Annotated in this window: 10 protein-coding genes; 6 read left to right on the forward strand and 4 right to left on the reverse strand. The window is 62.1% G+C overall.

Annotated elements, in window-relative coordinates; all coding sequences use genetic code 11:
• Positions 1-3: 3 nt before the first annotated feature.
• A complete protein-coding gene (locus BPHY_RS11630; protein ID WP_012401669.1) occupies positions 4-1,104 on the forward strand; it encodes an MraY family glycosyltransferase in 1,101 nt (366 codons plus the stop codon).
• A 164-nt stretch (positions 1,105-1,268) separates the two neighbouring features.
• On the opposite strand, the gene BPHY_RS11635 is transcribed toward BPHY_RS11630, so the two are convergent.
• From BPHY_RS11635 to BPHY_RS11650, 4 genes are read right to left on the reverse strand one after another with little or no spacing between them, the layout of a single operon-like run.
• On the reverse strand, positions 1,269-3,158 hold the full coding sequence (locus BPHY_RS11635) for a polysaccharide biosynthesis protein (protein WP_012401670.1): 1,890 nt from the start codon (positions 3,156-3,158) through the stop codon (positions 1,269-1,271).
• A gap of 5 nt (positions 3,159-3,163) precedes the next feature.
• Complete coding sequence (locus BPHY_RS11640) at positions 3,164-4,192, reverse strand: MraY family glycosyltransferase (RefSeq protein WP_012401671.1); 1,029 nt, start codon at positions 4,190-4,192, stop codon at positions 3,164-3,166.
• A 7-nt stretch (positions 4,193-4,199) separates the two neighbouring features.
• Complete coding sequence (locus BPHY_RS11645; protein WP_012401672.1) at positions 4,200-5,156, reverse strand: UDP-glucose 4-epimerase family protein; 957 nt, start codon at positions 5,154-5,156, stop codon at positions 4,200-4,202.
• Entirely contained in the window at positions 5,153-5,998 is an 846-nt protein-coding gene (locus tag BPHY_RS11650) for a glycosyltransferase family 2 protein (protein ID WP_012401673.1), read from the reverse strand. Before BPHY_RS11650 ends, BPHY_RS11645 begins: the two co-directional genes overlap by 4 nt.
• A 324-nt stretch (positions 5,999-6,322) precedes the next feature.
• Here BPHY_RS11650 and BPHY_RS11655 point away from each other — a divergent pair, with 324 nt between their 5' ends.
• The 5 genes from BPHY_RS11655 to BPHY_RS11675 all read left to right on the forward strand — a co-directional run bounded on the left by BPHY_RS11655 (position 6,323) and on the right by BPHY_RS11675 (position 12,691).
• A complete protein-coding gene (locus BPHY_RS11655; RefSeq protein ID WP_012401674.1) occupies positions 6,323-7,756 on the forward strand; it encodes a mannose-1-phosphate guanylyltransferase/mannose-6-phosphate isomerase in 1,434 nt (477 codons plus the stop codon).
• Between the two features lie 147 nt (positions 7,757-7,903).
• Positions 7,904-8,362, forward strand: coding sequence for a GtrA family protein (locus BPHY_RS11660; RefSeq protein WP_012401675.1), 459 nt, complete (start codon positions 7,904-7,906; stop codon positions 8,360-8,362).
• A 315-nt stretch (positions 8,363-8,677) separates the two neighbouring features.
• Entirely contained in the window at positions 8,678-9,808 is a 1,131-nt protein-coding gene (locus BPHY_RS11665; RefSeq protein WP_012401676.1) for a glycosyltransferase family 2 protein, read from the forward strand.
• A gap of 55 nt (positions 9,809-9,863) precedes the next feature.
• Positions 9,864-11,762 (forward strand): glycosyltransferase family 2 protein, encoded by a 1,899-nt coding sequence (locus BPHY_RS11670; RefSeq protein WP_012401677.1) that lies wholly within the window; start codon positions 9,864-9,866, stop codon positions 11,760-11,762.
• A complete protein-coding gene (locus BPHY_RS11675) occupies positions 11,759-12,691 on the forward strand; it encodes an NAD-dependent epimerase/dehydratase family protein (protein ID WP_012401678.1) in 933 nt (310 codons plus the stop codon). The genes BPHY_RS11670 and BPHY_RS11675 overlap by 4 nt, the downstream gene beginning before the upstream one ends.
• The last annotated feature ends 168 nt before the right edge of the window (positions 12,692-12,859 follow it).

Raw genomic sequence — 12,859 nt, forward strand, 5'->3', positions numbered from 1 at the left:
TTCATGCTCAGTTTCGCGCTCGGTTTCATCGTTTCACTACTGGTCACGCTGGTGATCGTGCGGTATGCGCATTTGCATGAAACGTTTGCGGACACCGATCTGGCGGGCGTGCAGAAATTCCATGCGCGGCCCGTGCCGCGCATCGGCGGGACGGGCATTCTGATCGGACTGGTGGTATCGGCGATCCAGCTGTATCGCGCTTATCCGGGCGTGTCGGCGGGCATTCTCGGCGTCGTCGCGTGCGGTCTTCCCGCGTTCGGTTCGGGCCTGATCGAAGACCTGACCAAGAAGGTGTCGCCACTCGCGCGGCTCATCTGCACGATGATCGCCGCCGCGCTCGCCTACTTCGTGCTCGGTATCGCCGTTACGCGCATCAGTGTGCCCCCGCTCGATTTTCTGCTGTCCTATGCGGCGATTTCCTGCGCGGTGACCGTGCTGGCCGTCGCGGCACTCGCCAACGCGATCAATATCATCGACGGCTTCAACGGGCTCGCGTCGATGGTCGCCTTCATGATGTTTGCGTCGCTCGCCTATGTCGCGTTCCAGGTGCACGACCCGATCGTGCTGTCGGCGTCGCTGATCATGATGGGCGCGGTGATGGGCTTCTTCATCTGGAATTTCCCGGCAGGCCTGATCTTTCTCGGCGACGGCGGTGCGTACTTCATCGGCTTCATGCTCGGCGAACTGTCGATCATGCTCGTGATGCGCAACCGAGACGTGTCGGCGTGGTATCCCGTGTTGCTGTTCATGTACCCGATCTTCGAGACATGCTTCTCGATCTACCGGAAAAAGTTCATCCGCGGCATCTCGCCCGGGATTCCCGACGGCGTTCATCTGCACATGCTCGTCTACAAGCGGCTGATGCGCTGGGCCGTCGGCGCGCGCACGGCGCGCGAGCTGACGCGGCGCAATTCTCTGACGTCGCCGTATCTGTGGCTGTTGTGCCTGATCGCGGTGGTGCCTGCCACGCTGTTCTGGCGGCACACGCTGCATCTGTTCTGCTTCGTGATCGTGTTTGCAGCGACGTATGTTTGGCTCTACGTGAGCATCGTGCGATTCAAAGTGCCGCGCTGGCTGGTGGTCCGTAAAAGACGGCATTCCTGATCAATCCCCAATGGCGGTGCGCGACGACTCTCTACGACCCTTGCCCGTCCGGTTCCTGGAGGCTTCTGACACCAGGTAAGCACCAGGTAAGCTGCAGCTTGCCTGGCGATCCGAACGGCCCCCCGGCGACAGACATGAAAAAAGGCGCCTCGGCGCCTTTTTCGTTACATCAATGCCCGCTTGCCCGCTGGCGGCGGCACGCTGCGCAGCGGCGGCGCGGCCAGCGTCGGCTGATATTCGGTAACCCAGCGCCGCAGATCGCGGCGCACTTCGTCGTCCGTCAGCACGCGATGCTGCATCAGCCACGGCAACAGTTCGTCGAGCAGATTGTCGGGCACGCCGCGCGCCTGGGCGATACGCAGCTTCGGATGCGGCGTGCGCGTTGTGGTTTCCTCGTCGGCGAGTAATTCTTCATAGAGCTTTTCACCGGGGCGCAAACCCGTGAACTCGATACGGATCTGTTCTTCGGTGAATCCGTACAGACGGATCAGGTCGCGCGCGAGATCGACGATCTTCATCGGCTCGCCCATGTCGAGAATGAAGATTTCGCCGCCGTGACCCATGCTCGATGCCTGCAGCACGAGCTGCGACGCCTCCGGAATCGTCATGAAAAAGCGCGTGATTTCCGGGTGCGTGACCGTGACGGGGCCACCCTTCGCGATCTGCTGCTGGAACTTGGGGATCACGCTGCCCGCGCTGCCGAGCACGTTGCCGAAGCGCACTGTTTCGAACTGCGTGCGCTCGCTGGTCTGCTGCAGCGCCTGACACGCCATTTCCGCGAGACGCTTGCTCGCGCCCATCACGTTGGTCGGATTGACGGCCTTGTCGGTCGAAATCAGCACGAAGCGCTTCACGTCATGGCGAATCGCTGCGCGCGCGACGCGGTAGGTGCCGAGCACGTTGTTGCGCACGGCCTGCCATGCGTTCTGCTCTTCCATCAGCGGGACGTGTTTGTAGGCGGCCGCGTGATAGACGATGTGCGGCGTGAAGCGCGCCATCACCTGATCGAGCAGCAGTGAATCCTTCGCGTCACCGATCACCGGCACGATGGAAAGCCCCGGAAAGCGTTCGAGCAACTCTTCGACCAAGCGGTACATCGCGTACTCGGAGATATCGAAGGCGATCAGTTGGGCGGGCTTGAAGCGCAGGATCTGGCGGCACAGCTCCGAGCCGATCGATCCGCCCGCGCCCGTCACCATCACGACGCGCGCATGCAGCAGCGCTTCGACGTGCGGCGTGTCGATATGCACGGGCTCGCGTCCGAGCAGATCTTCCAGATCGATATGACGCACGCGCGACATCGACGCCTGCCCTTCCGTCATATCCGTCAGTGCGGGCAGCACCATCGCGCGCACGCCAGCGCGCACGCACAGCGTGGCCGCGCGGCGCTGTTGTTCGACGGGCGCCGAAGGAATCGCGATGATCGCGTACTCCGTCTTCATCGCCTCGGCGATTTCCGGCAGCTTGCTGATCGGGCCGAGCACCTTGTAGCCGTAAATCTCGCGGCCCTGCTTTGACACGTCGTCATCCAGCAAACCGATCAGGCGCCATTCGCTCGAACGGGACAGTTCGCGCGCGAGCATCGCGCCCGCCGTGCCCGCGCCAATCACGACGACAGGCTTGCCCTGCGCGACGAGGCCGCCGTACAGATAGAACTCCTTCGCCGCCCGATACAGCGCCCGCGAGCCGCCCATCGCGAGGAACAGCAGCAGCGGCGAGACCAGCAGCACCGAACGCGGAATGATCGGGACCGGCTGGATCATCACGGCGAGAATCATCGCCAGCAACGCGCCCGTTGCGACCGCCTTCGAAATGCGCATCAGGTCGGGCAGGCTCGCGAACACCCACATGCCGCGGTACAGGCCGAAGATGCGGAACATCACGCCGTAGACGGGCAGCACCCAGATGAGCGCGTGCAGCGCGCCGTCGCGGAAATCCACAGGCACGGCGCCGTTGAAACGGATCACGTAGGCGATGAGCCACGTGCCGGCGACGGCAGCCAGGTCGAACAGAAAAGCGCTGAAGGATAGCCAGCTGGCTTTGGATCTGAGCATCAGCGTCATACCTCGGATTGTTTGCACAGTGTGGACTGGAAACGGCGCCAGCGCAGATCGACGATGCTTCCGACGACGACCAGCACGCCGGCCCATCCCGCGACGATGCCCCACTGAGTGGCCGTAGAACGGCCGAGCGCGAATAAAGCAAGGGCGATGCCGGCGACCATCACTGCATACCACACCCATGCGGTTCCGGCATGACCGACGCCGGAACGCACCATGCGTTGATAGTAGTGCTCGCGGTGCGCTTGCCAAAACTTTTCACCGCGCGCAAGGCGCCGCGCGAGGGTCACCGACGCGTCGGCGATAAACGGCGAGAACACGAGCGCCGGGAACCACACGGGCCATGCGCCGCCGCGCCAGCCCCAGTAGCCGAGCGCGCCCGCCAGATAACCGAGCGAGATCGAGCCTGCGTCGCCGAGAAAAATCCGCGCCGGATGAAAATTGAAGAACAGGAAACCGAGCGCGGCGCCCGCAATCGCCAGCGACGCAAGTGCCAGTTCCGGCATCGGATGATCGGAGAGCAGCGCCGCCGCCGCGTAGCCCGCGAAGCCGAACAGCGCCATGCCGCCCGCGAGGCCGTCGGCGCCGTCCATGAAATTGTAGAGATTGACCAGCCAGATCATCAAAAATGCCAGCACGACCAGCACCCACCACGGCGCCGCAGCCGGAAACAGTGCGACGAACGCGACGACGGCGATCAGATGCGCGGCGAAACGCACGCGCGCGGGCAAGCCGCGCCGGTCGTCAACCTGCGATACGGCGGCGAGAAACGCCGTCGCCAGCCCGACGAACCACAGCGACGGCGCGATCAGCAGCATCGCGACGACCGCGACGGGCACGATGCCCCAGCCGCCGACGCGCGGCGTCGGCCGCACGTGGAGCGAGCGGTCGTTCGGGATATCGGTCGCGAGGCGCCAGGCGAGACCTGTCTTCAGCAGCAGGTACAGGATCGCCGCGCAGGCACAGACGGCCACGCCCGCGACGAGGGATAGAGTCCACGGAGACATCAGTGAATCTTGCATCTGCATGAACGGTTCAGTGAGTCGAACGATACCAGTCGGCGGTTGCTGCCAGACCTTCGTCGGTTGAGAACGGCGGTTGCCAGCCGAGGACGTCGCGTATGTGCGACGTATCGAGCTGCAGACCGCCGATCAGACGGTCAACTTGCGCGGAACGGCCCGTCAATCGCCCCGCCGCGCGCAGCCAGCCAGCCGGTACCGGCAGCAGACGCGCAGGCTTGCCTAGATGCCGCCCGAGCGCGCGCACCAGTTCCGCGACGGTCGGCGCGGTACTGTCCGCGACGTGAAAGCACTGGTGCGCCGCGCGCGGATCGGTCGCGCAACACATCAGCGCGTCCGCCAGGTTGCCCACGTACACCATGCTGCGCCGCGCGTCAGCGCCGCTGAGCGGCAGCGGCACGCCACGCCAGACTGCATCCATCAGACGCAGGAAGTTAGCGCGCACTTGCGGCCCGTAGACGAGCGGCGGACGGACGATGACTATCTCGAGGCCCGTTGCTTCGCCGAGTCGCAGGAGGCCTTCTTCGGCGGCGCGCTTCGAGCGGCCATACGGATCTTCAATACGCGGCGGATCGTTTTCGCGCAAGGGCTTGCCGTTGTCGCTTTCTGCGACCGCCTTGATGCTGCTGACGAACACGAAACGCGGCACGCCGTGCTCCCGTGCGGCCGCGGCGAGCCGCAGCGTGCCGTCGACATTGGTGGCACGGAACGCGGCGTCAGGGTCGGCTGCGGTGTCGTGCATCACATGCACGCGTGCAGCCAAATGCACGATGCAGTCGGCAGTCAGGCCGGCAGGCCAAGACTGCCCAATGCCGCTGTAGTCCGTGCTCTCGTCGACCCACTCCGCCACGCCGTTTACGCATGCGCCCGAACGCCGCACGAGTCCCGTCACGCGATGACCGGCGTCGAGCAGCGCGCAGCACAGCGCGCGTCCGACGAACCCATTCGCCCCGCTCACGACCACATGACTCATAGCCACTTCCAGCCGAAACGGTTGAAGAACCGGAACGCCGACGCCACGAACATCCGGATATGCGCCGAGCCTTTGCGCGCCGCGCCGCCGCCGTGATGCAACACGCGCATCGCGGGCAGATAGGCGATCCGGGCGACTTCGTGCGTGCGCAGGCTCAGATCGTAGTCTTCGAAATAAAGGAAATAGCGCGGGTCGAAGCCCGCGAGCTGCTTCAGCACGTTCGTTCGATATAGCATGAAGCAGCCGCTGACGATGGGCGGATCCCAAACGATGTCGCGGTCATTGATGACGTCGCGCATTTCATAGCGCGCAAGGCGCCGCGTGAAGAAGCGGCGCACGCGTGCAGGCAGGAAGCCGCGCACGAACAGGTCGAGCAGCGTCGGATAGCGGCGGCAGAGGTACTGGATGCTGCCGTCTTCATCGCCGATGCGCGGCGTCAGCAAACCAACGTCCGGATGGCTTTCGAAGAAATCGACCGCGCGCACCAGCGCGTTCCGGTCAAGATCGATGTCCGGATTCAGCACAAGATAGTAGCGATAGGTGGCGCCCTCGATGGCAAGGTTGTGGCCGCGGCCATAGCCCACGTTGCCGTGTCCCGCAATGATCGAGCAGGTTGCGCCGCGCGCGCGCAGATCCTCGACGGACGCCGTCGTATCGGGCGACCCGCCGTTATCGACGAGGCTGACATGCAGTTTGAATGCCGGGTGCGCCTCTTTCAGCGCATCGAAGGCGGCGGCGAGACTTTTCAGTGTCTGTGCGAGCTGCTGCGGGTCCGTCCGGTACACGACCAGGGACACGGAGAGACCCTCGTTCTCGTTGCCCGACTCACGCGTAGTGTTCATGTGGATAAAGCAGCGTGTCTGGTGGGCGACACTGTATTTTTGGTAGGGCAAATCGGACTCGCAAGTTTGCGGAAAATGCGAGGATTCGGCAACCCGATTTTCGCTTTGTTACCGTAAAGAAACAATAAATAACCAAGAGAGAAACTGGCAGAGCGTTGATTTCGGCATTCTTTCCGCCAAACGCTTCCGCTTGCTCAATAAACGGCGACGAAGTAAAGTCGCGTGCAATTTGTGCCCTCGCCCACGCGCGAGAGCGACGCCGGGCCGGCGTTTCCCACGCTTTATTCAGCGTGATCCAGAATATTATTGCTTGAAGGCTTCCTCATGGCGAACCTACCCATCGTGCCCGTCATCCTCGCTGGCGGCTCCGGAACGCGGTTGTGGCCCCTTTCCAGGGCGCTATTCCCGAAGCAGTTCCTGCCGTTGACGGGCGAACGCACCATGCTGCAGGAAACGCTGAAGCGGCTGGAAGGTATAGAGGGCCTGTGCAGCCCATTGGTCGTATGTCACGACGACCATCGGTTCATTGTCGCCGAGCAGCTGCGTCAGCACCATTCGCTCGATGCCACGATCATTCTCGAGCCCGTTAGCCGCAACACCGCGCCCGCCATCGCCGTCTCGGCGCTCCAGGCGCTGCGCGACGGCTCGGACCCACTTCTGCTGGTTCTCGCAGCCGACCACGTGATCCGCGATGTGGAGGTGTTCCATCAAGCCGTCGCAGCGGCCGCCGAGGTGGCCGAAACGGGCGCGATGGCGACGTTCGGCATCAAACCCGTCGCTCCTGAAACGGGCTACGGTTATCTGCGCGCGGCGCCCGGCGAGCAGGGCCAGGTGATGCGGCTCGCGACGTTCGTCGAAAAGCCCGATCTCGTCACCGCACGAGCCTACTTGGCGTCCGGCGAGTATTTCTGGAATAGCGGCATGTTCCTGTTTCGCGCGTCAGTGTATCTGAAAGAACTCGAAAAATTCGCGCCGGACATGGTCGCCGCCTGCCGGGCATCTCTCGACGCCGCCAAGGACGACCTGGACTTCGTGCGGCTCGACAAGGAAACTTTCTCCCAGTCGCCGGAAGATTCCGTCGACTACGCCGTCATGGAGAAGACCGACAAGGCGATGATCGTCTCGCTCGATGCGGGCTGGAGCGATGTCGGCTCGTGGTCGGCGCTGTGGGACGTGGCCGACAAGGACGGCGACGGCAACGTGACCAAGGGCGACGTAATCGGCTTCGGCAATCAGAACTGCTTCCTTCAGTCGTCGGGCGGCCGCCTGGTGGCGGCTGTCGGCCTGGATAACCTGATCGTCGTCGACACAGACGACGCAGTGCTGATAGCCAACAAAAAGGACGTCCAGCACGTCAAGAAAATTGTCGAAAAGCTGAAGGCCGAGCAGCGCTCGGAAGCCGTTCAACACCGTCTGGTCTATCGCCCGTGGGGCAGCTACGATTCGATCGATAAAGGCGCACGCTACCAGGTAAAACGCATCACCGTGAACCCCGGCGCCAAGCTCTCCGTGCAAATGCACCATCATAGGGCAGAGCACTGGGTCGTCGTTTCGGGCACCGCACACGTCCAGAACGGCGAGCACGAGACGCTGCTGACCGAGAATGAGTCGGTCTATATCCCCGTGGGGAATGTCCACGCGCTGGAAAATCCAGGAAAAATCCCACTTGAATTGATCGAAGTCCAATCCGGCGCTTATCTCGGCGAAGACGACATCGTCCGCTTCGACGACCGCTACGGCAGACACGAAAGGAAGTAAAGGTCAAGCCCCCGGCGCGCTCGCCGCAACCCGCTCGTCGCCGGTTGCGCGTTCATGTACCATACGCCACTTGGCAGTGCGACCGGAAGGCAGCATTCCTTGCGCAAACGGTGTGGGCCGTCGATATCCCACTTAGGCAACCAGCATATGACCCGCTTCTTTTCGATCGCCTTTATTAGGGAAATTTTTGCATTTGGTGTCGTCGGTACAATCGGTTTTGTCGTCGACACCAGTGTCCTTTATCTGACGAAAGGCCATTTTGGCCTTTTCTACGGCCGCGCGACCTCGTTCGTCTGCGCGGCGTTCACGACCTGGCTCATCAACCGGGCGTGGACGTTCAAGAGCAAGCGCTCGTCGCTTGACGCGAAATCCGAGTTCGCTGTTTATTTCCTGCTCATGCTGATGGGCGGGGCCGTCAATTATTCGGCCTACTATTTCACCATATCGAAGTACCCCCTTGCGGCGTCGCACCCGATTATCGGCGTCGCTGCGGGCAGCATCGCCGGCATGTTCGTCAACCTGATGAGTTCGCGCATGATCCTGTTCAAACACCGGGACCGGTCCATTCAGGCCGCCGATGTCCCGCTCCATGCCGAAATCGGTTGATGGTCGGCGGTCGGCCGGCCGTCATTCGGCCGCCGCGCCCGTCTTGCGCTGATCGCGACTACGCTGCCGTGCCGAATACAGCTTCGTCGTCGTGCGTGTTGCCACCTGGAAAGGCTTCGCGCATTTAATTAGAAGAACGACTCACCATTTATAAAACTGGAGCCATCTGCCGAAGGCATGCGCGACCCGCATCCTGCGAATCCGGCAGTGCGCCGGGGCTGAATCGAGGAGAGAACCCCCGCGGAACAGCCGACCGCCAGCACTTCAATCGCTCCTTTTACCAAATTAAAGATAGTGTTCAAGGGATCGCCCTCCATGCATTCCACGCAATCGCAACAATCGCCCGCGCGGGCCAGCAATTCGATCGCGCCAGAATTGTCCATCGTTGTCCCAACCTATAACGAAAGGGCCAATGTCGGCGAGCTCGTTCGCAAGCTCGACCGCGTCCTCGCCGATATTCGCTGGGAAGTCATCTTTGTCGATGACAACAGCCCCGACAAGACGTTCGAAACGGTCAAACAGATCGCTCACAGCGACCCGCGGGTTCGTTGTATCCACCGGATCGGACGCCGGGGTTTGTCTGGCGCCTGTATCGAAGGCATCCTGTCAAGCGCAGCGCCGACGGTCGCCGTGATGGACGCCGACCTGCAGCATGACGAGTCGATCCTCCCGAAGATGTACCGGGCGATCAAAGATGGCGCGGATCTCGTGATCGGTACCCGCTATGCAGGCGAAGACGCGTCGAGCCAGGGCCTTTCGCCCATCCGCCAATGGGGCTCCAATCAGGCGACCAACCTGGCGCGCAAATTCCTGCGCATCGACGTGAGCGACCCGATGAGCGGCTTCTTCATGATTCCGCGCGCACGCGTGGACGCCGTCGCCGGAAAGCTGTCCGACGAAGGCTTCAAAATCCTGCTCGATATCATCGCGTCCACGCCCACTCGTCTTAAAACGGTCGAAATCCCCTATCACTTCCGTCAGCGCGTGGCGGGCGAGTCCAAGCTCGATACGCTGGTGACGGCCGAATATCTGGGGCTGCTGTTCTCGAAGTTATCGGGCGGCTTCCTGCCGATCCGCTTCCTGATGTTCCTGATCGTCGGCGCCACTGGGATTGCGGTCCATCTGGCCGTGCTGCAGACCGCATTGCATGCGTTCGGCATGGCGTTCCCGTCCGCGCAATTGACGGCCACGCTGGTCGCGATGGCGTGGAACTTCGTGCTGAACAACCAGCTCACCTACCGCGACCGGCGCCTGAAGGGCATAAAATTCGTGATTGGCATGGCTACGTTCTATCTGGTGTGCAGCTTGGGGACGTTTGCAAACGTGGGGGCAGCCAGCTGGCTCGTCCAGTTCGAGCCGAACCAGATCCTTGCGGGCCTGGCCGGGGCGATCCTCGGCGCTGTCTTCAACTATGCGGCGTCGTCCGTACTCACGTGGCACAAGTAAGCGTGCAGCCATCGATTCGAGTCCGGCCCCCCTATAGCATCTGTCCCAGGTCAACATGAAGAGATATGTCAACTTCGCCCAGCGATTTATTGGCCTCGTGCGACGCGACGGCGCCTATCCGCTCTTGAAGAAAAGCGTGGGCGTCTTCAGGCGCGAAGGGTTGACCGGGCTGAGAAGGCGTGCCGGAAATCGTCCGATTCCCGGTCGCGATTACGCCGAGTGGATCGAGAAATTCGACACGCTCGACGCGGAAGTCATCGCGGCGATGAAATCGGAGATCGCGGCAATGGCCGAGCCGCCGCGCATCTCGGTGGTCATGCCGACCTACAACGCAGACCCTGTATGGCTGGCCGAAGCCATCGACTCCGTTCGCAATCAGATTTATCCACACTGGGAACTTTGCATTGCTGACGACGCGTCGACGAGTCCGGAAGTCCGTCCGCTGCTCGAGCAATACATCCGCGAAGATTCGCGTATCCGCGTCGCGTTCCGCGAGAAGAATGGCCACATTTCGGCAGCATCGAATAGCGCACTCGAACTGGTGACGTCCGACTGGGTCGGCTTACTCGATCACGACGACCTGCTCGCGCCGCATGCGCTCTACTTCGTGGCCAAGGAAATTATCCGTCGCCCCGACGCGCGCCTGCTCTACTCGGACGAAGACAAGATCGACCCGATGGGCCGTCGCCACGATCCGTACTTCAAATGCGATATGAACATCGACCTGTTCTATTCGCAGAATATGATTTCCCACTTCGGCGTCTATCAAAAACGTCTGCTCGATGAAATCGGCGGCTTCCGCACCGGCCTTGAGGGCTCGCAGGACCACGACGTCGCGCTGCGTTGCCTGGAGCGCATCGGCGCCAAATCGATCGTCCATATTCCGCGCGTGCTGTACCACTGGCGAGTGCACCCTTCCAGCACGGCCGCATCGGGCGACGCCAAGCCATATGCCCTTATCGCTGGCGAGCGCGCGCTGACCGAGCACTTCGCGCGTCAAGGCATCGACGCCAGCGTCGAAGGCCTGCCGTTCGGCTATCGCGTGCGCTATCGCTTGCCCGAGCATCGGCCGCTCGTGAGCCTGATCATTCCGACGCGCAATGGCGTCGGCCTGCTCAAGCAGTGCATCGACAGCATCCAGGACAAGACGACTTACGCGCCGTACGAAATCATCGTCATCGACAACGGCTCCGACGAACAGGCCACGCTCGACTATCTGGAAAGCCTAAAGTCCGCCGACAACATCCGCGTGATTCGCGACGACCGGCCATTCAACTACTCCGCGCTCAACAACATGGCGATTGGCAGCGCGAACGGTGAGCTCGTCGGCCTGATCAACAACGATATCGAGGTGATCACCGACACGTGGCTCGAGGAGATGGTGTCGCTGGCCCTCCAGCCGGGCGTCGGTGCCGTCGGCGCGAAACTGCTGTACCCGGATGGAACGATCCAGCATGCGGGCGTCGTCACGGGACTCGGCGGCGTGGCGGGTCATGCGCACCGACTGTTCCCGCGCGACGCCTTCGGCTATTTCTCGCGCAATGCGGTCATCAGTTCGTTCTCCGCAGTGACGGCCGCCTGCCTGATCATCCGCAAGTCGATCTACGAGCAGGTAGGCGGCTTGAACGAGGCCGATCTGACCGTTGCATTCAACGACGTCGACTTCTGCCTGCGCGTCCGGGATGCCGGTTATCGCAATGTCTGGACGCCGTTCGCGGAGTTGTATCATCACGAGTCAGCAACGCGCGGCGCGGAGGACAACCCGGAAAAAGTGGCGCGTTTTGGTCGCGAAGTCGAGTATATGCAGACGCGCTGGGGCGATACGTTGAACAGCGACCCCGCCTATAGTCCGAACCTGGCGTTGGACCGTACCGACTTCTCGCTCGCGTGGCCGCCCCGGATCGAACCGCTGCCACGCCATGCCGCGCCGCTCGACAATAAGGAAATGGCATGAAAATTACCGTCTTCGGTGGCGGCGGGTTCATCGGATCGACCATCGTCGATCGACTGCTGCGCGACAACCACGAGATCTGCGTTTTCGAGCGTCCGCGTGTCGACCCCTATCGTCAGTTCAATGACGGCGAGAAGGTGCACTGGATGACGGGCGATCTCACCAGCGTGCACGACGTCACGGAAGCCATCGACGGCTCCGACATCGTCGTGCATCTGGTGTCGACGACGCTGCCGAAAAGCTCAAACGACGATCCCATCTACGACGTCCAGAGCAATCTCGTCGCGACGCTGCAGTTGCTGAACGCGATGGTCGCAAAAAACGTGAAGAAGATCGTGTTCATTTCGTCGGGCGGGACCGTGTATGGCGACCCCGTCTATCTGCCCATCGACGAAAAGCACCCGACCAATCCGAAGGTGTCGTACGGCATCACGAAACTGGCGATCGAGAAGTACCTGCTGCTCTACCAGTATCAGCACGGGATCAAGGCAAACATCCTGCGCGTCGCGAATCCTTATGGAGAACGGCAACGCGTCGAAACAGCGCAAGGCGCGATCGCCGTCTTTCTTGACAAGGCGCTCAGAAAGCAGCCATTCGAGATCTGGGGCGACGGTACTGTTACGCGCGACTACCTGTACATCGGCGACGTCGCCGAGGCGTTCGCCCGCGCGGTTCAATACGACGGCAACGAGTCCGTGTTCAACATCAGTTCGGGCTATGGCACGAGCCTGAACGAAATCATCGGCAAGATCGAAACGATACTCGGACATCCTGTGGAACGGACATATCGTCCGGGGCGTCCTTTCGACGTTCCCGCCAGCGTGCTCGATAACACACTCGCGAAAAGAGAACTCGGCTGGGAACCGAAGGTCGCTTTGGACGCTGGAATTAAACTGACGGCCACATGGCTGCGCTCGCAGATCCATGAATAAGGTCTGAAGCCTACGCGGGGACGGGCCGCCTCGCGCACGCATCAGCGTAACGGGCACTGCGCACGCGGTGCAGACCCGGTGAGACAGGCATCCGGCCGCTCCGGACCGGCATGCCTTGCCGCGACCCGGATTCAGGAGCATGCTGACGCCCCGCCCCACGCGGCCGGG

Source organism: Paraburkholderia phymatum STM815 (assembly GCF_000020045.1).
GTDB classification, from domain to species: domain Bacteria; phylum Pseudomonadota; class Gammaproteobacteria; order Burkholderiales; family Burkholderiaceae; genus Paraburkholderia; species Paraburkholderia phymatum.